Annotated in this window: 25 protein-coding genes; 14 read left to right on the top strand and 11 right to left on the bottom strand. The window is 41.0% G+C overall.

Annotated features, from left to right (window positions below):
* The first annotated feature begins 63 nt into the window (after positions 1-63).
* Both JKG61_RS15895 and JKG61_RS23115 read left to right on the top strand, forming a co-directional pair.
* Entirely contained in the window at positions 64-1,251 is a 1,188-nt protein-coding gene (locus tag JKG61_RS15895) for a TlpA disulfide reductase family protein (protein ID WP_202103939.1), read from the top strand.
* A gap of 75 nt (positions 1,252-1,326) precedes the next feature.
* The gene (locus JKG61_RS23115) at positions 1,327-1,455 is read left to right on the top strand and encodes a hypothetical protein (protein WP_262896207.1); all 129 of its coding nucleotides are present in this window, start codon (positions 1,327-1,329) and stop codon (positions 1,453-1,455) included.
* Between the two features lie 286 nt (positions 1,456-1,741).
* Here the strand turns inward: JKG61_RS23115 and JKG61_RS15890 are convergent, their stop codons facing one another.
* From JKG61_RS15890 to JKG61_RS15875, 4 genes are read right to left on the bottom strand one after another with little or no spacing between them, the layout of a single operon-like run.
* Positions 1,742-3,448 (bottom strand): HEPN domain-containing protein, encoded by a 1,707-nt coding sequence (locus tag JKG61_RS15890; RefSeq protein WP_202103938.1) that lies wholly within the window; start codon positions 3,446-3,448, stop codon positions 1,742-1,744.
* Between the two features lie 11 nt (positions 3,449-3,459).
* Positions 3,460-4,011 carry a hypothetical protein gene (locus JKG61_RS15885; protein ID WP_202103937.1) on the bottom strand — a complete coding sequence of 184 codons (552 nt, stop codon included), beginning with the start codon at positions 4,009-4,011 and terminating at the stop codon, positions 3,460-3,462.
* Positions 4,012-4,042: 31 nt separating this feature from the next.
* Positions 4,043-4,621, bottom strand: coding sequence for a hypothetical protein (locus JKG61_RS15880; RefSeq protein WP_202103936.1), 579 nt, complete (start codon positions 4,619-4,621; stop codon positions 4,043-4,045).
* Positions 4,622-4,643: 22 nt separating this feature from the next.
* Entirely contained in the window at positions 4,644-5,918 is a 1,275-nt protein-coding gene (locus JKG61_RS15875) for a hypothetical protein (RefSeq protein ID WP_202103935.1), read from the bottom strand.
* Positions 5,919-6,370: 452 nt separating this feature from the next.
* On the opposite strand from JKG61_RS15875, the gene JKG61_RS15870 reads away from it, so the two are divergent.
* Genes JKG61_RS15870 through JKG61_RS15860 form a run of 3 tightly spaced genes read left to right on the top strand, consistent with a single transcriptional unit; the run spans position 6,371 to position 8,535 of the window.
* Complete coding sequence (locus JKG61_RS15870) at positions 6,371-6,799, top strand: hypothetical protein (RefSeq protein WP_202103934.1); 429 nt, start codon at positions 6,371-6,373, stop codon at positions 6,797-6,799.
* An 18-nt stretch (positions 6,800-6,817) separates the two neighbouring features.
* The gene (locus JKG61_RS15865; RefSeq protein WP_202103933.1) at positions 6,818-7,276 is read left to right on the top strand and encodes a hypothetical protein; all 459 of its coding nucleotides are present in this window, start codon (positions 6,818-6,820) and stop codon (positions 7,274-7,276) included.
* Between the two features lie 59 nt (positions 7,277-7,335).
* Positions 7,336-8,535 carry an SH3 domain-containing protein gene (locus JKG61_RS15860; protein ID WP_202103932.1) on the top strand — a complete coding sequence of 400 codons (1,200 nt, stop codon included), beginning with the start codon at positions 7,336-7,338 and terminating at the stop codon, positions 8,533-8,535.
* Positions 8,536-8,557: 22 nt separating this feature from the next.
* Here the strand turns inward: JKG61_RS15860 and JKG61_RS15855 are convergent, their stop codons facing one another.
* Both JKG61_RS15855 and JKG61_RS15850 read right to left on the bottom strand, forming a co-directional pair.
* Positions 8,558-8,974, bottom strand: coding sequence for a type II toxin-antitoxin system VapC family toxin (locus JKG61_RS15855; RefSeq protein WP_202103931.1), 417 nt, complete (start codon positions 8,972-8,974; stop codon positions 8,558-8,560).
* Positions 8,974-9,225: a DUF6364 family protein gene (locus tag JKG61_RS15850; RefSeq protein WP_202103930.1), complete on the bottom strand. Its 252-nt coding sequence runs from the start codon at positions 9,223-9,225 to the stop codon at positions 8,974-8,976. Before JKG61_RS15850 ends, JKG61_RS15855 begins: the two co-directional genes overlap by 1 nt.
* 170 nt (positions 9,226-9,395) lie before the next feature.
* Between JKG61_RS15850 and JKG61_RS15845 the strand changes: the two genes are divergently transcribed.
* Positions 9,396-10,421, top strand: coding sequence for a hypothetical protein (locus JKG61_RS15845; RefSeq protein ID WP_202103929.1), 1,026 nt, complete (start codon positions 9,396-9,398; stop codon positions 10,419-10,421).
* Between the two features lie 78 nt (positions 10,422-10,499).
* Here the strand turns inward: JKG61_RS15845 and lipB are convergent, their stop codons facing one another.
* The 3 genes from lipB to hflX form a co-directional block, all read right to left on the bottom strand.
* A complete protein-coding gene (gene lipB / locus JKG61_RS15840; RefSeq protein WP_202103928.1) occupies positions 10,500-11,201 on the bottom strand; it encodes a lipoyl(octanoyl) transferase LipB in 702 nt (233 codons plus the stop codon).
* Between the two features lie 146 nt (positions 11,202-11,347).
* A complete protein-coding gene (locus tag JKG61_RS15835; protein ID WP_202103927.1) occupies positions 11,348-11,698 on the bottom strand; it encodes a four helix bundle protein in 351 nt (116 codons plus the stop codon).
* A 152-nt stretch (positions 11,699-11,850) separates the two neighbouring features.
* A complete protein-coding gene (gene hflX / locus JKG61_RS15830) occupies positions 11,851-13,041 on the bottom strand; it encodes a GTPase HflX (RefSeq protein ID WP_202103926.1) in 1,191 nt (396 codons plus the stop codon).
* 193 nt (positions 13,042-13,234) lie between these two features.
* On the opposite strand from hflX, the gene JKG61_RS15825 reads away from it, so the two are divergent.
* Entirely contained in the window at positions 13,235-14,221 is a 987-nt protein-coding gene (locus tag JKG61_RS15825; RefSeq protein ID WP_202103925.1) for a hypothetical protein, read from the top strand.
* A gap of 112 nt (positions 14,222-14,333) precedes the next feature.
* Positions 14,334-16,439 (top strand): ATP-dependent DNA helicase RecG, encoded by a 2,106-nt coding sequence (gene recG, locus JKG61_RS15820; RefSeq protein ID WP_202103924.1) that lies wholly within the window; start codon positions 14,334-14,336, stop codon positions 16,437-16,439.
* Here the strand turns inward: recG and JKG61_RS15815 are convergent.
* Together JKG61_RS15815 and JKG61_RS15810 are read right to left on the bottom strand one after the other, a co-directional pair.
* The gene (locus tag JKG61_RS15815; RefSeq protein ID WP_202103923.1) at positions 16,436-17,143 is read right to left on the bottom strand and encodes a hypothetical protein; all 708 of its coding nucleotides are present in this window, start codon (positions 17,141-17,143) and stop codon (positions 16,436-16,438) included. The two genes, recG and JKG61_RS15815, sit on opposite strands and share 4 nt — an antisense overlap.
* Before the next feature lie 130 nt (positions 17,144-17,273).
* Positions 17,274-17,660 (bottom strand): RidA family protein, encoded by a 387-nt coding sequence (locus JKG61_RS15810; protein WP_021069429.1) that lies wholly within the window; start codon positions 17,658-17,660, stop codon positions 17,274-17,276.
* 730 nt (positions 17,661-18,390) lie between these two features.
* Here JKG61_RS15810 and nagA point away from each other — a divergent pair.
* From nagA to JKG61_RS15780, 6 genes are all read left to right on the top strand, one after another.
* Entirely contained in the window at positions 18,391-19,503 is a 1,113-nt protein-coding gene (nagA, locus tag JKG61_RS15805) for an N-acetylglucosamine-6-phosphate deacetylase (RefSeq protein WP_202103922.1), read from the top strand.
* A gap of 31 nt (positions 19,504-19,534) precedes the next feature.
* Positions 19,535-21,199, top strand: coding sequence for a glycoside hydrolase family 10 protein (locus JKG61_RS15800; RefSeq protein ID WP_237249511.1), 1,665 nt, complete (start codon positions 19,535-19,537; stop codon positions 21,197-21,199).
* Positions 21,200-21,225: 26 nt separating this feature from the next.
* Positions 21,226-21,933, top strand: a complete 708-nt coding sequence (locus JKG61_RS15795) for an N-acetylmuramoyl-L-alanine amidase (RefSeq protein WP_202103921.1) — start codon at positions 21,226-21,228, stop codon at positions 21,931-21,933.
* A gap of 70 nt (positions 21,934-22,003) precedes the next feature.
* Positions 22,004-22,405, top strand: a complete 402-nt coding sequence (locus JKG61_RS15790) for a hypothetical protein (RefSeq protein WP_202103920.1) — start codon at positions 22,004-22,006, stop codon at positions 22,403-22,405.
* 215 nt (positions 22,406-22,620) lie between these two features.
* The gene (locus JKG61_RS15785) at positions 22,621-23,217 is read left to right on the top strand and encodes an RNA polymerase sigma factor (RefSeq protein ID WP_202103919.1); all 597 of its coding nucleotides are present in this window, start codon (positions 22,621-22,623) and stop codon (positions 23,215-23,217) included.
* Between the two features lie 152 nt (positions 23,218-23,369).
* A complete protein-coding gene (locus JKG61_RS15780; protein ID WP_202103918.1) occupies positions 23,370-24,551 on the top strand; it encodes a FecR family protein in 1,182 nt (393 codons plus the stop codon).
* Positions 24,552-24,760: the final 209 nt, after the last annotated feature.

Raw genomic sequence — 24,760 nt, 5'->3', positions numbered from 1 at the left:
AAATTTTTTGCTGCTTTACTTCTTGGACGCCTTTTGATCGAAGAAATAAAAAGAAAAATACAGATGAACAAATTAATAACAGCAGCATTACTTCTATGCAGTATTGCTACCATTGCACAAGAGAAATATACAATTACAGGAACTATCGCGGGAAAAACAGAAGGTAACAAGGTGTATCTGTACAAAAATGATTATGCCGAAGATGTTAAGGTGGATAGCTCAGTGATTAAAAAAGGGAAATTCAAATTTGTGGGTTCTGTGCCTTCGCCCATGTACTACCGTGTCGTGATCGATCGTACCCCAAAAGGAAAAGAATCTTCACCTCGAAATTGGACGAGTACACATTTTTATTTAGAAAATTCGCCAATTACAATAGAAGGACACATTGATAGCATTAGTACCTACTACTATACTCCGCAAAAAAAGGCAGCTATGGTTAGAGGTTCCAAAACGGAAGATGAATACACAGCCTTTAAGGAGTCTTTAAAAGAGAAAAGAGTACAGATAGCCGCTTTAGATAAAGAATATATGGAAAAGTACCACCTGCCAACAATGGATGGTATTTATAATACGGAAGAGGGAATACGCCTTACGAAGGCAATGGAACCTCTTGCAAAGGATATCAAAGCCGCCACTTTCGAATATATACACAGCAATCCAGCCTCGATAGTAGCCTATGACCAAGCGCGAATGAATTTCTTGGGGATGTTTGTGGAATTGACTGAAGAAGAGATAACGGATCTGCAACAAATCATTAAAAAAGGATGGTACGGTACAGAACGCTATACGAGCTTTATGGAACTTTCCGAAAGGGCTAAAATGACGGCTTTGCATACCAAATACCAAGACTTTGAGTTATTAACACCAGAAGGTAATAAAGCAAGTATATCATCTTTGGTACCAAAGGGCGAATATTGTATGCTCGAGTTCTGGGCATCTTGGTGCGGACCATGCCGCGGCGAAATCCCACATCTGGTGAAAATCAATGAGAAATATAAAGACTCTGGTTTTAAAATCATCAGCATTTCTATCGATGAAAAGGATGAGCACTGGAAGAAAGCAATGGAAGAGGAGAAGATGACCTGGACACAGCTCAACGATCCGAACGGATTCAAAGGAGAGATTTCTCAAGCTTATAACATTCAGGGTATTCCTTTTGCAATACTACTGGATCCAGAAGGGCGTATCGTAGATTTCAATATGCGGGGAGCCAAGTTGGATGCAGCATTGTTAGATATTTATGGATTTTAGTCTTGCCATACAAATACAAAGAAATAAGCATATCTGTCATAGCCTTAGATAAAGTATTATCTAAGGCATTTTTTTATGTACTGGTTTACGCTATGCCCTTCTATCCTCGAGGTATTTCGGATACGTGATGGCGAACTGTTGGAGCATACGGTGCGTATAGAGCAATCCACAGATTCTTCCGAAGAGGATTTGGGGGTGGCTTGAGATTGAAAAGTGTATCTTGTATCATATTAATACGTTAGCAATGATTGAAGAATGTCCTAAATACAGCCAAGAGTTCATTGATGCTGTCAATAACGATGTAGGAGTATAGAGAAGGTGATTATGTTACAATAAAAATCCTATCAATGTGTGGGACAGTATAAAGTAAACGTCACCTCGACCTTGTGGAGAGGTCTATGAATTGTATAGGGTAATCTATAAAGCTTCTAGATATCTCCACTTCGGTCGATAGGACGGTGAAGTTGCTAAATTAAGGTAGTCAGGGCGTTTATGCACATTGTTCGATGTTTTCGGTTGTATTGGCTTCTTCAATTTCTTTTTGTTGTTCAAAGTAGGCTTCAACAAAATCATTAGCTTTTTGAATAAATGATTTGGTTAGTTGATAGAGTTCAGGTAGGTATTCCCCTTTTGCTTCGTACGTAGTAGAATGTCTAAACTTCTGCTGTGCTTTTATAAGTTGACGAATTAATGATCTTTGCTCAAGGCGATTTCTTTGAAAATCAGCAGCGACTTCTGGATATATGAGGTCACACAGATCTAGGAGATAATTCAGATTGGTTGATGGAGGGATGTAATTGAAGAATTGTTTTGTCAACCCTAGGCATATTTGTTCGATTGCCAGAACCAACATGTAGGAGCATATTTCATCAAGTGTTTCAAAGTGTGATCCTTCTCCTGACCAAGGGTCAATAAGATGGTGCGCATTTTGGTAACGTCTCGACCAAAGGTATTTTGAATATCCTAAGTTTTTTGAGAGTAACACTTGTCCCTCATTTTTAAGGGAAAGTTCTTTTTTTGTGTGCCAGCATTCTGCTGTGCGTAGGAGATTTGATTGGAAGTTGTCTCCTTTTTTCAGTTTCTTCTCAACCTGCTCCGGCGTCTCTTGGATTAAAGTCACTTTAATCTTCTTCGGTAGTAACTGCATAACACAGTTTTGAAGATCCATAATTGGTCTATTCTGATTGGACATAATAACGAAGAGATAATAATGATGAACCTCATGGTGTGACTGTTGTACATTCAGTAGGTTGCACATGCTGTCCTGACGTGTCACATAGGCAAAACAGTACAGCCCATGTACCTGACCATAGGTTTCCAGCGCATTGTGGATAAGATCGCGGTGGTTGTTGTTGATGTTTGTTGACTTTTCCATATCTATTTTGGTTTTAATAATGTCGGTTTGTTGATAAGGCTCCTGGATGGATGAAATCTTTTCCTCTATTTCTTGCAGTAGCTCCTGTTCGTAGTCCACTATCCAAGTCATTGTACGGTCGGCTATGTCTTTGCAGAACGCGATTTTCTGAAGATCCATCGTAAAGTTGTTCTTGTAGCGGGAGCAGGTATATGACTCCGTTAATTTATGAACCGCGAGTTCCTCTTCTTTGGTACTAAGAAGTCCTTCTAAGATTGGATCGTAAGCTCTGACGAAATCTATATTTTGCTTTATGGAGTGTGAACGATCCTCTACACCTAGTAACAGTTTTTGTACTGTTCGTAGTGATATTTCCAAAGCCTGATGGAGCATAAATGCCGCATTGGGATAGTTCTCCTTGCTATAATAAAGATGGTATCCTTCCATAAAGGCTATAATTTTGTCCTTTTCTCTTTTTATATATGCTCTTGTATGTTGAAGAAGCTCCTCAGAACTAAGCTCAGGAAGGATTACTGTATTTATCGGGTTGGGATTTACATAAATCCGGTTTCTAGGCTGACAGTTGACGTATAAGCGACCAAGTCCATCGTTAATTCTGGACTGCACTTCTTTGGTATTGTAGAAGGTAAAATAGTGGCCTTCCATGGGCTGCAGTGCACGTTGGCATCTTTCCCGTAAGGCGCTACTGCGTTGCTTATTGTGCGTATGTACCTGTACGATGGTCTGTACTATCCCGTTGCGGTTGTAGGTCCATAAGAATATCTCATCGACGGTGAGATGTTTGAAAATGATTTCAAAATTAGATTCCAGTGTTGCTGTCATGTACAATAAGATTAAGGGGTGAAATATGCTACATTGTCTTTGTGGATTTGTAGAAGAGCATCGGGAAGTAGGAGGATGAATTCGCGGGCTATCAGGAGCTCCTGATCAATTTCATAGCCCTGCTTCCTTTTATTGTTGATATCGCTGGATAGAAGTAGCTCATCGAGGAAATTGTACCAACCGCTTAAGCTCATAAAGCCAAAGAAATCGCAGATGATGCGTTGTGCATCTACTTTTTCTTTCTCTAATAGTAATGCGTTTAATTCTCCAATATCTTTATACTGAAACAGTTTTTTCTTTGAAGTCGGTTGCCAATTCCGCATTTTAAGTATGGTATAGGCTGCTTCTATCATCTGTGCGAGATGGAGGTAGGTAAAGCCATAATCGAAGACACGGTTTCTGTCCAACATCGGACACATGGAGTAACTGAATAGAAATCCAAAATTAAGAGACCAATTGGTACCCCAACCGTGGACGATCTCCTTAAGAAATCGATTGGGTTCGCTTGCGTGTTCTGGAGCGAGATACCGAAGCTTTTTGATTTTGTGTGTTTTTGTTTCCATTGTTGTGTGTGGTTTGTGATTGTTATTTGTGCTAGTTTCGGCTGTACAAACTTGGGTGTAAATCGATAGAAGAAATCGTCTTGTCTTGATTCAAGGCGTAAAGTGTGAAAGGAAGTTTTAGCAGGAAGTCCTTTTCAATAATTAAGTCATGAGAATCAATTAAATTTTCGACATGACTTTTGTCTATAGAAAGGGCGAATATTTCATCAATCAACATATTCCATCTACCAATAGTTTTTAAGCCAAAAAATATTCGTAAAAAGTTTAAGCCCTCTTGCCCTTCAAAATATTCTCTTTCACTAAAGAGCATAGATTCTATGTTGAGCTTCTTAAAAGGGTTTTTATATGGTTTTAGGTCTAATGCTATCAGTGTTATATAGGCTATCTCAACATATGTTTTCATAATTTTTATGCTCCATGAAAATGTACTTGTATCGATGTTGAGTCTTTTTTCAGTACTTATAATAAGAAGCATCTTATAAATATCTTCTTGTATGTTTTGGATGTCTCCAAATACAGTGTCAATATTCATTTCAATTGTTCTTCTGAAATTTTTTAAGTCTTTTTTACGCAGATATATGAGGTGTTTATAGCTGATCTTTTTTTCCATTGTTGTGTGTTGTTTATAATTGTTATTCCTGTTGCATTTCTAGTTGCTCTGGTTCAGTGGGGTTTAGGGATTGGATTTTATCTTTGAAGGCGATTAAGTAAGAAAGCTCTATGAGTTTTTGAAGGTCTAATAGAAAGTGGATTGGTAATTTAACATCATAAATTATTTCATCTTTATTCAATGTTAAAAATGTGCGGAAAAGTGCTTCCAAGTTAAGAATCCAATCGTAAGCATCGTAAGATGTATATATTAAGTATAAATAATATTCAGGTGAGCTTAACTCCGATATTGAAAGAAATTGAATGGTTTTATCTTGTATCCAAATTTTATATAAGTCGTCAATATTTGGCCTATTCGACTCCGAGTGTGCGGGATGAATATCATCGATATTTTGGTTTATAACGTCTAGGATTTCTTTTATAACGCTGTAGGATGATAACAATCTTTCTGGATCCGTAAATTCGAAGAGTTCATTCCAGTTCTTACGATTTGTTAGAATATATTGATTTAACTCTCTAAATAGATTTTGCAAATCACTTAAAGATTCAATACAAAATTGGAATTTGATTTTATCAATAATTTCCTTTTTTATCGCTTTGAGTGTATTAAATTTTTTATCAATATTTTTCGTGGGGTTAGGTAATTCAGTACTCAATAAACTATCTACCGTAGTAGTAAGATCGTCTTCGATAACATTTGGTTTTAATAGTTCATTCTTTTTTATCCTCGGTAATTCTCCAAGTTCGTAAATTAGGTTTAAAGCAATGGCTATTCTAGTGAATAGTTCTTTGATGATGACTAGGCGGTCTTCTCCAATGCGTTCGTGTTCTTCGATAACGTCACCTCTATCAATGAGATTGATCCATATGCGGTCAAGTATCTTGTACCATCCTTTTAGGTTTTGAAAGGAAAAAAACAACCTGAGGGTATCGAATATCCACCGTTCGGAATTAGCAGGCTTTTGATTAATAGGTGAATGCAATTGCCGATAATCTACAGGATGAATTTTTAATCTTCCTTTTATCTTTTTCAAATCGTAACCGACAAAAATAGAATAGGCAAATTCTACTTGTTCGATGAGTTTTTTGCAGTGGTATCCCTTCCATTGTTGATGTGCTCCTTTCATTTTAGCGCAGAATGATGTATTCACCATCGTGTTTAAATCATCAAGCCAGCTAGCAAGATTTGTTTCTGACCCGTAGAAGTTATTGATATAACTTGTCGGATTCTCGATGTTTTCCTTACTTAAATACCTAAAATGTTTTGCTTTTGGTTTCTTTTGTGTATTTTTCATCATAATTGTTTGTCATGGAGCTGTATCATAGTTGAAACTGTGCCGTCATTCCGACCGTAGTGGAGGAATCTAAAAGCTTAAAGTCATTAGATTTTTGTTCCGAGAGCCCTTCGGGGTTCTCCATTTCGCGAAACTACAGTCGAAAAGATGATAAAATCTCCTTTTGAGACGATCTCCGTTTGTTTAAAAATTGATTAATTAACAGGCACAATGAACTGATCAGGCAATAGCAGGAATATTTGCCAATGCCAATTACAGAATCATCGCGCGACAATATTTTGTAACCATAAAGCCAATATGACGTCAATGAGGCTTCATGGAGATAAAAACATGTCAAACAATATTTGTGCGTGGGATATGATGAACTCACAAGTTCAGTTTGCGGAGTATTCTTGTTAAGGATACTATTTTATAATTGTTAACCAAACTTAAGATAAATATTTGTCTTAAACAAGATGAAAGAGAAAATAATTTATAATATCAAAGATCGAGTCGTTCGGATAGCACAGGAAAAGGGAATTAATATGCTAGAATTCTTTAGTCAGTTAGGATTGTCTTATGGTAATTTTAAGGGAGTTCAAAAGCAGTCTGCACTTAGTTCTGATGCATTGGCTATGATTTTATCTGTACACAAAGATATTAGCCCAGCTTGGCTGCTTGTTGGCGAGGGAGAGATGTTTAGGAAAACACCGCAAATTGAGGAACGTGCAGAAACCTACTTAAATGCAGAGCTGGAGGGGGTAAGTAATGCGGTTATCCTTTCGATGGAACGTGTCATAACATCTCAAGAAACGACAATCAAATCACAGGAGAAGACAATTGTCTCTTTGGAGAAACAATTAGCGTTATTAGAGCGCGAAATATCGCTGTTAAGAAAAGACTAATTATAAAAACGAAGTTATATGGACAATCTATCACTTACTATTAAAGAGCGTATATTGCTGTTAGCAGGGCACGCGAAGATGAGCAAAATCGAGTTTTTTAAGGACTTAGGAATGTCCTATGCTAATTTTAAAGGTGAGCAGAAGAAATCAGGTTTGAGCTCAGACGCGTTATTAAAAGTATTTTCTAAATATCCTGAAATAAATCCATCATGGTTACTGCTGGGTGAAGGCGAGATGGTACGTAGTCAATCTAGGAAAGACGTTATTGTTGACGGCACGGAATCAGCACGACAGGGGCAAAAAATGATTGATGCCGAAATGTCATTTGTAGGGATACAAACACAACTTATCAAGGAATTTAAAACACTCTTGAATTTAGTTACCGAGCAGACATTATATATTATGGAGCTGGAGAAGAGAGTGGAAATACTCGAGAAGAAGGGAAAGGACGAGAAAAAGAAGAAAAAGAAAAAGTAAAGATCGGCAGGCTCGGCGGGAATCGGATGATGCGTATAAGTAAAAGAATTTTTGCAGGAATGATAACCTGCGTACTGGCTGTGTTTTTAGGAAATGCACAGACTAAAGAATGGAGACCGGTATATACTTCGAAATGGGATCACTTACTGTCTTCACCGGACAATAAAAACTCCATATTAGGTGTCCTTTGTACCGAGGCATCGATTACGGTATTGGATTCGACACGTACGCATTATAAAATCAGGGTCAGTAATGGCGATGTGGGCTATATAGCCAAGCAGCCGCTAGATACGCGGATGTTCAGTAAGAGATCTGCCGGTGAGCCGGCTCAATATTTCTACCGTGGCCCCGAAGGTCAGCAGGGGCCGCACCTCTATGTGCAGGTCGCTGAATTGCGTGTACGTAATCAGCCTTCGACCGAAGGAAAGATTGTACGTAAGGCTAGGCTCAATGAACATACTTCGTTGGATTATTATCCACTGTATAATGATGGGTGGGTATATATAGGTGATCATTTTCATGAACAGCCGGAGTACATACAGGCCAAGTATCTGGGAATGGAACTGACTTACGCAGAACTTTTGAAAGCGTATCTGAAAGTTAAAGATAAGGATATCACAGAAGAACTGAATGCGGCTAGCCGTCTGCGTGAAATCGGATGGTCGAGCAACAAAGCAGATCTATTGCAGGCCCTGCGTTATTACAAAGAATCCTGGGAGCGATCGGGACAGACCAACCCCAAAGTGGATATCGAGTTTGAGCTCCTTCTGGCCTCTAAGCTCCAGAATCTGGACTATGAGGCTTATGAAATGGAAATGCGTAAGCTTTCTATGTACTACCTGATACAGGGCAGAAGGCTTTGGGATGGTAAGATTGCCGAAAGGGAAGCGGCTGATCTGAATCTGAAAAAAGTTAAAGATATTCCGGATTCACCGGAATGCGGTTGGGAGCCTTTGTTTTTCTACAGATCGGCAGATTTGATTCTGGCATTTGAAGAAAATTACCCTGCAAAGAATAAAATGGTGGGTTCGGTGTACTCGATGAACTTTGCGGAGCAGCATGCGGTGGTGCTCGGAAAAGAAATCATAGATGGCAGCTATAGCGAGAGAGCTTTCGTGACTAAATTTGGGCACCTCCTGACGGTAGATTGGGCTGCGAGCCCCCACTATTACCGTATTGCCAATGGGGATGCAGGCTTCTTTGCCATCACCTTCAAAAATGGCGTGCCTGTAGCCTTCGAGTCGGTGTATTATTGTTAGCTGATTCGAAATAGTAGAAGCCTTACCTTCTGCTTTTTAGAAATATTTCGGGTGTCATGATGGATAAAGCGCTTGTTTTATAGTCTTTAGTATTTCTTGTGACAATGATATGGATGCCTTCAGTCTGCTGTGCTGAAAAATTCTGTAAAGCATCTTCAAAATCTTTGAAACCCGACTCCAAGGCTTCTAATATCGTCCGTTTGTCTAAAGTCGCGATGTCAATAATAGTCGTTAACATGCGGAGGCTTTCGATTATCTTTTCATGTTTGGCAGTCTTTCGTAGTATATAATAGATATTGCTGATCATGATCGGAGTGACAAAACCTTGAATGACCTTAGTCTCACATAATCCTAAAATTTGTGAAGCATCATCTGAAAAAGGCTGTCTGTCAAAGAAAAAATCTAAAATGACATCCGCATCGATAAGAATTTTTTCCATTAGCAATGTTTATTTGACAATTGTTCCGTTAGAATCTTTTTATAGTCAGAATTTTTGGGATCTTTAAATGCGCCTTTTAATGATCGGACGATATAGGGTTGTTCGTCTTCTTTCATAACAACGCCCTTCTCTACCAACGATCTCAAGTAGCTCTCAACAATATCAGAAAGGCTTCTTTGGTTATTTCGGGCATATTTCTTTGCCTCTTCGATGAGAGACTGCTCCATTGTTAAAGTCAGTTTCGTTATCATATCGTATTTATTTTTGATACTAATATATAAAAAAAACACGTGTGTTTTACTTTTATTTTACACGTGTTTTTTGAATATGTCTGCTGTAAGAGTTTCCGTTTTTTACAGAGGGGATGGGGTAACAATGTAAGGCTACTGTTGATATCTAACTGAATCAACAATTAAATGACATGAAAAGATTTATACTAAACGCTATTTTACTACTCTTATTGGGGATGGCATCCGTGGGATGCTCTAATGAAGGGGTAGAGCCCGAGCAACCCGCTGATGCGTGTGTGCTGAATAATCTGGTTATGCTCCGCGTGGCTTTTGATGGTAGTTATCAGGCCAGCGTCGCTTACAATAAGTTTGCGGTCAATGGACTTAATCCATCGTCGGGATCGCTCTTGGGTACCGTGGCTACGAATCATAGGCTTACCTTTCAACTTCCCACTAATAGTTCTTTTTACGATAAGGCTACAGGGACACATGGTATGTTGATCTCACGTGCAGAAGCCTATCTTAAATTTGATGTAAATACTGGAGTAGGACAGGCCTACGCGGTACAAACCAACTTTGCTGCACCAGTGCTCAATAACGGAAATGCGTATGTGATAGCCGTAGATCAGAGCTATGCCTCTTCAGGAGTAGGCGAGCATTATATGATCAATAGTTTCAATATGCAGAACGGCACGACAGGTGCTGCACTCCCTATATCGATCGCGGATAGGACTTTTGACAACCATAGTTTCTTCGCGAATGAGAGTATGTCGTCAACCAGTAATGGTGTTGACAAGCTTTATTTCTTATCCGGGACTAACCTGATTACGGTCAATACGGCTACGAATACGGCAAGCCATAGGGATCTATATCCATCGTTTTCACAGGCTAATGATTGGGTGGCTTTTTATGGGGTGAAGTATTCGCAGAGCCTTGGGCTGATCGCCTTAAAAAGGGATGCCAGCGGATTCTCATTGGTAAAGATAAATCCTAATACGGGCACCCATACCACCTTGTTGGCGATCAATGCAGCGATTAATACCGAATTCTATTCGGCGGCTTATCGCGAATGTGATAAGACGTATTATCTGACGAGCATGAATCAGAGCAATCCAACGGTGGAAACGGGTTATTACGAGTTTGATCTCAATAGTAATACGCTGGTGAATACGCAAGTATTGACAGATTATGGTTTTGGGATTGAGATAATACAGTAGTGCGGTATTGAATAATGGTCAACTTTTAAAAATCAATATATTCAACGTCAAAGGCACCGTTACGGGTGCCTTTTTTGTTTAATACTGTAGTTCCATATGGAACAGTGCTGCAATATGTGTTTTGAGTTTATCCTTGACCTCGCTCATGTCGAGTTTGCGTCCCAGCTCTCGCTCCATGGAGGTTACATCCTTGTCATCAATACCGCAGGGGATGATGTTGCCAAAGTATTCGAGATCAGCATTTACATTGAAGGCAAAACCGTGCATAGTCACCCAGCGTGAAGCACGCACGCCCATAGCACATATTTTACGGGCTTTATCATTGTCCGCATCAAGCCATACCCCAGTAAAGCCGTCGTACCTTCCGGCCTGTACTCCATAATCGGCCAACGTCAGTATAATGGCTTCTTCGAGTGTGCGAAGGTATAAGTGGATGTCCGTAAAAAAGTTGTCCAAGTCCAAGATCGGATAACCGACAATCTGCCCAGGACCGTGATAAGTGATATCTCCACCACGGTTGATTTTATAGAATCTAGCGTCTTTCTCCTTTAGGCCCTCTTCATCCAATAAGAGGTATTCCGGATGTCCACTTTTTCCTAGTGTATAGACGTGTGGATGCTCTGTGAATATAAGATGGTTGGGGGTAGGGTGTTTGGTGTCGTTGACCCGATTGTTATGCTTAATAGCCAATGTGTCCGCAAAGATTTTCTCTTGCCTATCCCATGCCTCTTGGTAGTCAACCAAGCCCCAGTCGGTGAATTGAACAGTTTTATTTTGCATTTTGAGTTATCGAGTTATCGAGTTATCGAGTTATCGAGTTATCGAGTTATCGAGTTATCGAGTTATCGAGTTATCGAGTTATCGAGTTATCGAGTTATCGAGTTATCGAGTTATCGAGTTATCGAAATAAGTTTTAATTGGCAAAGTTACGAATTTAGGCTTGCAATTAATTTAAGAATCATTCGCCTAAAGTAAATAAGCTGTTCGATTTCTTTTGTAGGATCGTTAACAAATTCTAGGACTTTAGCTATCTCTAATTGGGTTTCTAGCTCGGATATAGAACCAAGGGCAATATTTAGAAATCGAATCCATTCTTTATTGCCACTCCTACCAGCTCCCTCAGCTATATTAGAAGGAATGGATACCGCTGCACGACGCATCTGGTTTGTAAGCCCAAATCGTTCTTCGGCAGGAAAGTTTGATGTAATAGAATAGATATCCCGAACGAATAAAATGCTGAGTTGCCATATTTTGAGATCTTTGTGGGATTGGATCATAATAAATATAATTAGTTAGTCTATTTTACTAAACTAGCTAATTATATTTGAATTATGTAGGTGCTTGTTAATAGGCTAACAAGTTCACTGTCTTTAGGCCTGCATTATATCGGTTCTCGTTAACTGGATAACAAGATAACAAGTTCACTATCTTAATACAGCAAATTATTATACGGATATCGTTTGTTATGTAAGTCTGAAATGACTTCGTAGAGCTTCTCTTTGAATTCCTCTATATTCGTTTTGTTAGTCGCTGATAGGAAAATCGCAGGATCGGAGTTTTTAGCCATCCAGGAGTTTCTGAAATCATCTAATGTTACTTTGATTTCTTCGCCGTTCTCATCGAATTCTACAGCAGGCTTGAACATATCGATTTTATTGAATACCGTAATCGTTGGTTTGTCCAGAGCATTGATGTCTTTTAATGTCTCATTGACCGCAATAATATGATGCTCAAAGTCGGGGTGTGAGATGTCGACGACATGGATCAGTACATCGGCTTCGCGAACTTCATCTAATGTCGATTTGAAGGATTCTACCAGGTGATGCGGTAGCTTACGGATAAAACCAACCGTATCGGACAGTAAAAAAGGAAGGTTGTCGATGACCACCTTACGCACTGTTGTATCTAGGGTTGCAAAGAGCTTGTTCTCAATCAGCACATCCGCTTTGGATATCATGTTGAGAATAGTCGATTTACCCACGTTGGTATAGCCCACTAACGCCACACGGATCATCTCGCCGCGATTCTTGCGCTGCGTCTCATTCTGTTTATCGATTACTTTTAAGCGCTCCTTTAGCAGAGAGATCTTATTTAGAATAATCCGTCTGTCGGTCTCGATCTGGGATTCACCTGGACCGCGCATACCGATACCACCTCGTTGGCGTTCCAAGTGGGTCCACATCCGTGTAAGACGGGGTAATAGATATTGCAGTTGGGCCAGTTCGACCTGTGTCTTGGCTTGGGCAGTCTGCGCATGCTTAGCAAAGATGTCCAAAATCAGACTGGAACGGTCCAATATTTTACGTTTCAATTCTTTCTCTATATTGCGGAGTTGAGATGGAGATAATTCATCATCAAAAACTACCATATCAATATCTTCAGCTTCCACATACTCTTTTATTTCCTGCAGCTTGCCGGTACCTACAAAGGTAGCATGCTCTGGTTTCGCTAATTTTTGAGTGAATACCCCTTTCGTATCTCCTCCCGCAGTCTCAACCAAAAACTGTAATTCCTCTAAATATTCCTGCGCAGTTTCTTCCGAAATGTCGGGTGTGATGACCGATACCAGTACAGCGGTCTCTTGTTTTATGGCGGTGTCGTATATCTTTGTTTTTCCCATATATATCTTTTGAAGCTTGTCTTACTGTGTACTAAGAACAAGAAAACAAAGATAATGGTTTTTTTGCGGAGCTATTGAATAATTAAAAGGTGAATGTTTTTTATAAAAAAATAAAATAGGGGTAACATTTAGGACGATGTGTGTATATCATTATGTAAACGAATTGAATAATAACATTTAAACTTACAATGATATGAACACAAATTTTACTTCCAGACTATTAGCGGTATTGCTCTCGGTATCTTTTATCGCTACTTCATGTAAAAATGATAGTACTGAACCTGCACCTGTAATCGCGACTCCTTCTGCCTCAGGTTTTCAGGAAATGAGAGCAAAAGTCCTCACGGGGCTAACGCAGAAAAAAGATTTTAAAATTGCTGAGGGTCTTGACTTTACTACAGCTAAAGGGGCTAGGATACAGATCAGTGCCAATTGTCTTCGTGACCAGAGCGGTGCTTTGGCGACAGGCGATGCGACATTGTCATTCGTCGAAATCTATGACCGTGGTAATATGGTTGTAGCCAATAAGCCTGTAATGGGTATCAATGCTGACGGCAAGAAAGAGCCACTGGTGACTGGCGGGCAGTATAACCTCAAAATTACACAGGGGGATAAGGAGCTGACTTCAGGCTGTGTCTTTAGCGTGTCTCTACCTGCTTCACATACCGGAGGATTGGATAATGATATGAAACTTTGGAATGGTATTATCGACCAGGATGGAAACCTGGCCTGGGATGAAATCGAGCCCGGAGATAAAGAAGGCGGTCTGAATATGAATGGTGAGAATATGACTTATTCGATATGGGGCACTGCGTTTGGTTGGACCAATGTGGATCGTTTCTATTCGTATCAGGGTGAAAAAACGAAGATAAAAGTTAAAGTACCAACGAACTACAACAAAAATAACGCTGCAGTTTATTTAGCCTATGAAGATCAGCCCAATTTATTGGCGCAATTAGATACCTGGGAAGAAACAGACCTCTATTTTTCTGAACACTACGGATTTGTTCCGGTAGGGATGACATTACACGTGGTTTTCGTGTCCGAAAGTAATGGTTCCTATGTCTATAGTATTAAGAAGGTAACGATAGCAGCTAACGCTACGATTACTATAACGGATCAGGATTTATCAACCGCAACCATGGGACAGTTGCAGGATAAGATAAACAATTTAAAATAAACCATACCAATACCCTATATCTATCAGTACGCGTTTTTGTCACGGCTTTCATGGTGGGCTGAAATACAGAAACGTTTTAATTTAGTTTTTTGTAAATTAGCCGTTCTTAGGAATGGCTAATTTATCGTTAATAACTCCCATAGAATACCTCAAAGGTGTAGGTCCGCAGAAAGCTGATGTGTTGAAGAAAGAGCTGCTACTCTTTACTATTGGCGATCTGTTGGAGTATTATCCATTCCGTTATATAGACCGTACCCAATTCCATAAGATACGACAGGTACATGCTGATCTGATCGGAGCACAAGTGCTGGGACGTTTGATTTCATTAAAAGAAATGGGCGAACGGCGCGGTAAACGATTGGTCGCCGAGTTTCGGGATGAGACGGGCAGCATGGAGCTGGTGTGGTTTCAGAGTATACCATGGCTCCGGAAAAGCCTCAAAATAGGCAGCCCCTATATTATATATGGTAAGCCGACCGAGTTCAATGGAGCTATTTCGATGACGCACCCCGAGATGGAGCTGTACAGTTCTTCGGAGAGGAAGGTCGGAAATATGACGATGCAACCCGTTTATTCGTCCACCGAAAAATTAAAGAAATTCAATCTGGATACGAAAGGTATTCAAAAACTTCAGCAGACAGCATTGGAAGCTGTATATCATAGTATTGAGGAAACCCTTCCTCCTTATATTCTAGAAAAGCATGGTCTTATGGGGCATAAGGAAGCGTTGTTGGCTATACATTTTCCCCAGCAGGTCAATGATTTGAATGCAGCTATTAGGAGGTTGAAGTTTCAGGAGCTTTTCTTTATACAGTTGCGTCTGTTGCGAAATAAGCAACTCAATACCCAAAGATTTAAGGGACACCGCTTTGATAAGGTGGGCGATCGGTTTAATACTTTCTTTAACGAGCGCTTGCCCTTTCCGCTGACGAATGCACAGAAGAGGGTGATCAAGGAAATCCGTCAGGATACAAATACCGGCGCACAGATGAACCGCTTGGTACAGGGAGATGTAGGTTCTGGTAAAACGGTGGTGGCGCTAATGAGTATGCTTATTGCACTCGATAACGGTTGCCAAGCCTGTATGATGGCGCCAACGGAGATTCTAGCAACGCAGCATTATAACGGTTTGAAAGAGCTTGTCGGTGATGATATCTGTTCCATTAAGCTGCTTACGGGGTCTACGCCTGCCAAAGAACGCCGATTGATACATCAGGGATTAGAAGAAGGGACATTGGATATCCTTATCGGCACCCATGCCTTGATAGAAGATAAGGTGAAGTTTAAGAATATAGGTTTTGTCGTGATCGATGAGCAGCATCGATTTGGTGTGGAACAACGGGCGAAGCTGTGGCGTAAGAATGTGATTCCGCCGCATATGCTGGTCATGACGGCGACTCCTATACCACGCACGCTGGCGATGACGCTGTACGGTGATCTTGATATCTCTATCATTGACGAACTGCCTGCCGGGCGTAAGCCAATTAAGACGGTTCACTTTTTTGAAAACCAGCGCTTGCGTGTATTTGGTTTTATACGGGAAGAGGTGGCAAAAGGCAGACAGGTGTATATCGTATATCCATTGATTAAAGAGAGTGAAAAAATGGATCTGCTTTATCTAGAAGCAGGGCTGGAGGGATTGATGCGGGAATTCCCCCTGCCGCAATATCATATCAGTATCGTGCATGGAAAGATGCCGGTAAAAGATAAGGATTTTGAGATGCAGCGCTTTGTAAAAGGAGAGACTCAGATCATGGTGGCTACGACGGTGATCGAGGTGGGGGTCAATGTACCCAATGCATCGGTTATGATTATTGAAAACTCGGAGCGGTTTGGCCTTTCTCAATTGCACCAGTTGCGCGGACGTGTGGGACGCGGGGCAGAGCAGTCCTTTTGTATTCTCATGTCGGGCAATAAACTGAGTAAGGAGGGACGTAAGCGCTTAGAGACTATGGTACGTACCAATGATGGTTTTGAGATTGCTGAAGTCGATCTGCAGCTTAGGGGACCGGGCGATCTCTCAGGCACACAGCAATCGGGCGTGTTGGAAATGAAAATTGCAGACCTGGCGAAGGATCAGGCTATATTGAGCGAGGCCCGCAGTCGGGTGATTGAAATCTTTAAAGAAGACGCGCAATTGCTGGCATCACAGCACCAGCAATTGGCAGCGTATCTGAATCAACGGGCTCCAGGGATATCCTGGGATAAGATTTCTTAATAAACAAGGATCGCTTTTCCGTCTTTACAAATAACTTCTTTTGCAGGGTTTGCATTGCTGCTTGGACAATCCATTTCTGTGCGGTATTTTTTAACCTGATAAAGGTGGCTGTATTTGGTCGCTAATTCTCTGAAAGCACGAGAATCAGGGGTGTTACTAATGGGAAATTGTATAAATTCACAGTCCTTGAGAATAGTAGCGATAGACCATTTACTGGCATCGGTACAAGGAACATCATTAAAATAGCCAACGACTTGTGGAAATAGTTCATCTAATAATTGGTCAATCTCGGTGAGTTCAAGGTCCGTTGCGTTGGCCACAATCATTTTACCTTCTTTGCAGCGTAATCCAAAGTGGGGAGCCATCTCAGCTGGTGTAGTGTTATATACTAAAGGGTCATTTTTTCCGGGTTTGTAAGCTTTGTATGCCTGCTCGGATAGGTTCCGGTATTCTTTGATAAGGCCGTTGTATTCCTCTTCAAAACTGGGATGTACGGGCACATAACGGTACGATAGCGTGTCTATGCGCCATTCCTCTATCGGTTTACAAGGTTGATTTTCGGCCAATTTGATAGCTTCTTGCAATTTGAGGTCAGCAAGACGAATGAGTTCATGGTATTTGTCGTTATTGTCGTCTTTGTTACAGGCAGCAAATAAGGTGATAATACCCAATAGGCAGCAAAATAAGAGGTTAGTTCTTGCCATTTTTTTTGAATTTATAGTTGTAAAGTAACTAGTACGGTGATCGGTATGAAATCGCTACAGCTATTTTTATAAAAGAAAAGCCCTGTCTGGACAGAGCTAAAATTCGGTTGTAAAGATTGTGGTATTGGAGCTATGCCTTCCAGGCGATAACAGAAATCTCGACATTTACATTACGGGGCAATGTTTTTACTGCTACACACTCACGTGCAGGCTGGTTCTCGTTGAAGTATTGTGCATAGACTTCATTGACTGTAGCGAAGTCATCCATGCTGGATAAGAAGATGGTCGCTTTGCAAACATCTTTGAAATCGTAGCCGGCATGATTTAAGATGGCGCCTACATTTTTTAATACCTGATGGGCTTCATCTGCTACGCCCGTAGTGACCAGCTCCATCGTTTCTGGATTGAAAGGCACTTGTCCAGAGACGTATAATGTTTTGTCAGCTTTGATGGCTTGGTTGTAAGGTCCGATTGCTGCAGGAGCCTTGTCTGTGTTGAAGATTTCTTTTTGTGACATTATTATTTAGCTATAAATATTTTATAAAGGATTCCTAGGACAAAAACCGTAATCGCAATAACATTGATAATGCGCATAGCTTTTATGTTACCGTTTGTAGGCTGTTTTGATTTCTCCATAGTCTGCGGTTTCGTGTGAAACGAAGTTACAAACTTTCTGTATTACTTTTAAACAGATGGTAAATTGATAAGGTCAAAGTTTAAAGAAGGTTTAAAATAGTCCTTGTCAGGACGGGACCTTCATTTTTGTCTTGACACAAAAACGAAGCAAAAAAGTCAAGGCTTGGATATTGTTACGCTAAAAACAGTTCGAAGTCCAGAATGTATTTGAGCCGTTTCACTTCTTAAATCCATTCTCGTTGGATTTCTTCTGTTTTCTTAACGCGACAACATCCTAGGCCGGTTTGGATCCTGTGGATAGCAAAAGGAATAAGCAATCAATAATCTACACGTGAAAAAGACGACCTTGTAACATATGGAGACTAAGGCCGTAAAGCTATCACACAGATTATCGTACATATTGCAGTAACCAAGGATTTCCAGTCTATGGGTGGGGCAGTGTTGTGGCGACCTAGGAAACCGCAAGTATAGCTTTATGTGCCGTGATGAACATAGGTTACACAGTCTTGACTCTTTGCTTCTTTCTCGTTCAAGGAGAAAGAAGAGCCCTGTCGCGGCTCGAGCGACGAGAAGATGTTGATTTTAAACCTTCTTTTTTTTTATATTGCACTATGGAAAGAAAGCTAGCTTTACATAACGGAACAATCTACTCCGGCAATGATACTATACAGGATCAAGCATTACTGATTTCAGGAGATAAAATAATAGGTATTGTACCTGTGGAGGATATTTCTGATGAATTTGAAAAAGTAGATGTGGAAGGTTGTCATATTTGTCCGGGGCTTATCGATTTACAGATTTATGGTGCCGGGGGAAATTTATTCTCTGAAACCTTGAGTGCAGATGCATTGGATTACATCGAGAAGACACTATTAAAACAAGGTTGTACTTCTTTTTATCTGACACTGGCAACCAATACAATTCCTATATTCGATAAGGCAATTCGTGTTTTTAAAGCTGCTTCTCCTCGTATTGCCCTAGGTTTACATTTGGAAGGGCCCTTCCTGAATCCGAAGAAGAGAGGTGCTCACCCTGCAGAATTGATTTTCAAAGCCGACCTGCCTACGTTGCGTCATCTGTTTGAAGATAACGAAGATGTTATCGGAATTATAACTGTTGCTCCCGAATTGTTAGCGCAGGAGTGTCTTGACTATCTGCTGTCGAAAGGCGTTTTGATCAGTGCTGGCCATACGGATGCGACATTTGAAGAAGCTTCGAGAGCATTTGACAAAGGAATTAAGGCGGCTACCCACCTTTGGAATGCGATGTCCCCGTTGCATCATCGGCAGGCGGGTGTACCGGGAGCAATATTTAATCATAAGAATGTGTGTGCTTCGATAGTGGTAGACGGTATCCATGTGGATTATGAAGTTGTCAAGATCAGTAAAGCGCAATTGGGCGAACGTCTGTTCTTGATTACGGATGCTGTTACGTCGTGTAACTCCGGCATCTATCAGCATGTTAGAAATGATGATCACTATGTACTTCCTGATGGAACATTGAGTGGATCTGCATTGACACTATTGGGAGCTATCCGAAATTGTGTTGAAAATGCAGGAATTCCGTTAGATGAAGCCATTCGTATGACTACAATATATCCTGCTCGATTGATTGAAAGAGAGGATATTGGACGTTTGGAGAAGGGAAGTCGAGCTAATGTATTGGTATTTGATAACGGATTTAATGTTAAGAGGGTTTATTTTGAAGGTGAGAAAGTTGATTAGGGCTAACGAAAAAAGTGTAGTTTTGCATACTATGACTTTAAAGACGATTAAAAGCGCAGTAGTTGCTGCATTATTAATTTCGGTATTTATGTTTTCTTGTGCTTCACGTAAGAATAAGAGGGCACAACATACAAAGAAAGCCGAGACAGAAGTGTCAAACACACAGGCAGGAGTGGTGGTACAGAAAGATACCTCCAAAAAAGATTCGAAACCGGCCTTGGTCGCTAAATCTACAGAGATGGCGCCTCCGGTAAAAATTGAAAAAGAAGAATCTCTTATTGTGGATCTGCCGCCAATCCCCCGTGAGTTTCGTGCGGCTTGGGTAGCGACTGTAGCTAATATTAATTGGCCTTCTAAACGTAATCTAACTACGGAGCAACAAAAACAGGAAGCAATAGCTTTATTGGATATGCTCAAAGAGAATAATTTCAATGCGGTTATCTTTCAGGCCCGCCCCTCTGCGGATGCGATGTATAATAGTCAGTTTGAACCTTGGTCTTACTTTCTGACAGGAGAGATTGGCAAACGTCCGGAACCTTATTACGATCCCTTGGAATTTTGGGTACAGGAAGCACATAAACGTGGGCTCGAGTTGCACGTATGGCTGAACCCCTACCGTGCGCACCACTCCAATGGCGGTGTAGTGACTTCGGAGTCTATGGTCAAGCGTACTCCTGATAATGTGGTGAGGCTGCGTAATGGTATGTATTGGTTTGATCCTGCCGATCAGCGTACACAGGATCACGCGGCTAAGGTGGTCAACGACATTGTAAAGCGTTATGATATAGATGGCGTTCACTTTGATGACTATTTTTATCCTTATGCCAGTTACAATGGAGGTGCAGATTTTCCAGATGATAAAACATGGAATGTTTATAAGAGAGAGGGAGGCAATCTATCACGGGGAGATTGGCGTCGAGATAATGTCAACCGCTTTATCAAACGTGTTTATGAAGAGATAAAGGCAGAGAAAAATTTTGTGAAGTTTGGTTTGAGCCCATTTGGAATATGGAAACCGGGCTATCCGGCAGGTATTACTGGATCGTCCCAATATGATGAACTATATGCTGATGCGAAGCTGTGGCTTAATGAGGGATGGATCGACTACTTCACGCCGCAGTTGTATTGGCCTATAGAGCCACAGCGTCAGAGTTTTACGGCGCTGTTAAAATGGTGGCAGTCGGAGAATAGATATAATAGACACCTATGGCCAGGTCTGAATACGGTAGAGGTCAGAGCAGCAGATAAAACAAAGGAGATTGTGAATCAAGTTGCTGCATCTCGGGAGATTGTTCCGAATAGCCCTGGGGCTGTACACTGGAGTATTGCGGGGCTGACGAAAAATCCGGCCATGCTTCCTGCCTTGAAGAATGGCCCTTATAAGGAAAAAGCATTGATCCCTAAAAGTCCATGGTTGAATGCAAATCCATTGCTGCGTCCAACGTTATTGTTGACTAATCAGAAAAATACGGTATTTGCAAAATGGCTTCAAAAACAACCCGATCAAGTTATGCACTGGGTAGTTTATACAAGGTATGGTGAGGTTTGGAGTACAGATATCCTTGATGCTTCCGTAACTTCGCTAGAATTGCCGAAGCAAAAAGATGGAAAAACGCTGTATGATGTTGCGGTACGTGCGATCGACCGCCTTGGTAATGAAAGTGAATATATCGCCAAGAGTGTACAACACAATTAAGAATAGCTTTTTTTAAACAACGATACATGGGAGTAACTTGGATTATTAAGAAGAAGGTACTTTCATGGATAATAACGGCATCGATAGGCTTGGTCTTCGGAAGGGTATTTGAGCTCTCCGCACAGACTAAGCCTATTGTTGTAAAAAGACCAATTCAATGGGATGCTGATCGAGAGCGTCTTTCGTTGGAATACCTGTTAAAGAGACATGGTATCCGTGCAGATACCGCGCTTATCGAGCCACGTATAGTCGTAGTGCACTATACCGAGAATATGAGTGTCAATGCTACTTTTAAAACCTTTAATCCGGTATTTCTTCCTGGGAGGAGAGATTTGCAGACAGCCAGCTCTTTAAATGTTTCTGCACAGTTTATAATTGGGCGGGACGGACGTATCTATCAGCTATTGGAAGAGAATCAGTTTGCACGTCATACCATAGGGCTCAACTATTGTGCGATTGGTATAGAGAATATCGGTACACCAAGAAACCCATTGACAGAAAAACAACTGCAAGCCAATACAAAACTGATCAAATACCTTCGTGAAAAGTATGCTATTGAATATGTCATAGGGCATCACGAATATCAGGCTTTCAAAAAGACACTTTGGTGGAAGGAAACCAACCCTACTTATATGACTTCAAAGCGGGATCCGGGGGATAAGTTTATGCATGCTTTACGCAAAGAATTAGGACTTCCTGCGACGCTGAAAATTGCTCCCCTGCCATCACAATAGTTTGATAAGGTCAAAGTTTAAAGAAGGTTTAAAATAGTCCTTGTCAGGACAGGACCTTCTTTATTCCTTGATGAATAAAGAAGCAAACAAATCAAGACTGTGTAACCTATGTTCATCACGGCACGCTCTACTGCCAAAGCGGTTTCCAAGGTCTCCTTGGCTCTTTCCCAACCCTTCGACTGGAAATCCTTGCTTACTGCAAGATGTACTTCCGTGGGATGGCAGCGTCACGGCCTTTGACTCCATATGTTACAAGGTCGTTTTTAAATACTGTCTATTGATCGCTGGTTTCTTTCTTTTACTCACAGGCTCTAAAACGGCCTTAGCTTATTTGGCAGTGGAAGTAGACATAGTGTATACCAACCCTCACATATTGCATTATCTCCAGCGGATCCCAGTCTTTTCGATGGACTCGAGCGCAGGAGACCTAGGAGCTGCGCTCACACTATGGCGTGACTGGAGCAACAAATAAGATACAGCCTTGATTTTTGGTTCCTTTTTATCAAGAAAAATTGCGCAGCAATCTCCGGAGGAAACGAACATGCCCCGCGCCGGCAGAGAGGCGCATAAAAAGCCTTCATTTAAAACCAACAATAACCTCTTACTCGAATGTTGTGTAGCATAAGTATTTATTAAAACGTTATTAATAAAAAATTTATAATTTTGTTGCGTCAAAAGTAATGTAGCTTGGAAAAGGAAGAATTTGGTGAAGGCAGATGGATCTCTGGTTTAATAGCGGGAGATAGAGAGGCTTTTTCTAAGCTTTATGAGTTGCATTCGCCGTCTTTACTGCATAAATTGAATCAGTTACTCCCTGATGAAGACAGTGTGCTGGAAATCCATCAAATTTCGTTTGTTCGACTGTGGGATATGAGGGAGCGTATTCTACAAGAGCACGGTGTCTGGCCTTTGCTGCATACCATTGCTCGTAATCTGGTGGTGGACTATTTCCGGAAATCAGCTTCTAATGAGGCTGTTCGCAAAGCACTGTTGACACAAGCAACATTGTATTACGAAATGGAGGATGGGAGCGATCATATCGAGTCAATGACGGAAGCGCTGTCCGCAGCTATTGATCGATTGCCGTCCAAGCGTAAGGAAATCTTTTTGTATTGTAAGTTTCAGGGGAAGAGCTATGAAGAGGCTGCTGAGGCTCACGGTGTGTCTGTGGGAACGATCAAAGATCACATGGCCAAAGCAATGCGCTTCCTGAAGAGTGAACTGGGCGAAAAGCTATTTGCCTTATTGGTAGCCTTGGTGGGGCTTTGGGTTAATAATAAATAGGTTTCCCCATCTTCTGAAACGTCCCTTTGGAGGGATATCCCATATCATTTATATTTTTTTTGAAAAAAATAATTTTTAGAGCATAGACTTTGTCGTATCGCTGCGTATATAGATAAATGCGCATCACAGTGCGACACAGGAAAACTGAAGTTATGTATAATAAAAAACAAGTTTTTGAACAATACTTGATGGGCAAATGTACGCCTCAGCAAGCTGCTTGGCTCGTGGATACATTTTCTGATGAGGAGTTCCGTGTCGAACTAGAACAGTATGTTGATGCGGTTTTTGAGGCAAAGGATGAAGAATCGGATCAGATAGCGGGTATTGTGGAGATATCTAGAGAAGAGTATCCTCAAATCGAGGCGATCATTTTTGGCGAAGAGAGACCTGAGAAGATACATTTCTTGAGACCTCTGTGGCGATGGGTAGCGGTGGCAGCAGCAGTGGTGATCGGGTTTGTCGGCTATCAGCGAAATAAAGAGACCGTAACACCAGTAGCGGACGAAGTTAAAATCGCAGCGGAGCTACAAAAGCAAAAACCTGCATCGGATGGTGTGACATTAACATTGCCAAATGGTGAGGTTGTCGAGCTGTCGGATGGTATGGAAACGGCATACACAAGTACAGAGAAAGAAAATGGTGATTCATTCTTTGAGATTAAAAAATTAGACGAAGCTACAGAGCCGATGATTCAAGTGGTAAGCGTACCTGCTGGAAAGATAGGTGCCCTATTGCTGACGGATGGTACGAAAGTGTGGTTGAATGCGAGTTCTAAATTAACCTACGACGTGAACTTCATTGGTGGTATCCGTAAAGTAGAGCTGGAGGGAGAAGCTTATTTTGAAGTAGCCAAAAATAAGGATAAGCCGTTCTTGGTGTTTTCTAACGATCAGAAGGTGCGAGTATTGGGCACACACTTTAATGTGAAGGCTTATGGGGAGAATCGTACGACGACGACATTGATGGAAGGAAGTGTGGAGGTCGCTACAGAGCATAGAGCTTATACGTTAAAGCCTGGTCAGAGCAGTGTGGTCACTTGGGGGGGCGAAAATATTAAGGTCGGTCCCGCTCAGATGGACAAGGTTAATGCTTGGCGCGACAGTGAGTTTGCATTTTTCGATGCTGGTCTTGATCAGATCGGTAATGAATTGTCGAGATGGTATGGTGTAGAGGTACAGGTCGTGACCCGAGGAAAAGGTTATGGATTTACAGGCGCGATCTCTAAAAAGCGAAGTTTAGAAGAAGTATTGGAAATACTCAATAGAACCGGTCAGATTCGATATCATATCGTACCTGTCGGCATAAAAGAAAGGAGGGTAGTCTTGATGGTGTAATTTTACGTGAATTCGAATTCAATCTAACTAACCGCTGCTTTGATGGGAATAAGCAGTCGTATACCGTAAATATTGAAATAATAACCTGAGTTCGATTAATAATTTGGTATAAAAATTTGCAATATAGTGGGCATGGTTATATATTTAAGTATCTTAAATTCAAATATTTAACTGTTTATCCCGCTATGATTGACCTCAATAAAGTTAAC

It is taken from the genome of Sphingobacterium faecale (genome assembly GCF_016746095.1).
In the GTDB taxonomy this organism is placed as follows: domain Bacteria; phylum Bacteroidota; class Bacteroidia; order Sphingobacteriales; family Sphingobacteriaceae; genus Sphingobacterium; species Sphingobacterium faecale.
Note: the sequence above shows the minus strand (reverse complement) of the source record. Positions and strands in the feature narration are given on the sequence as shown.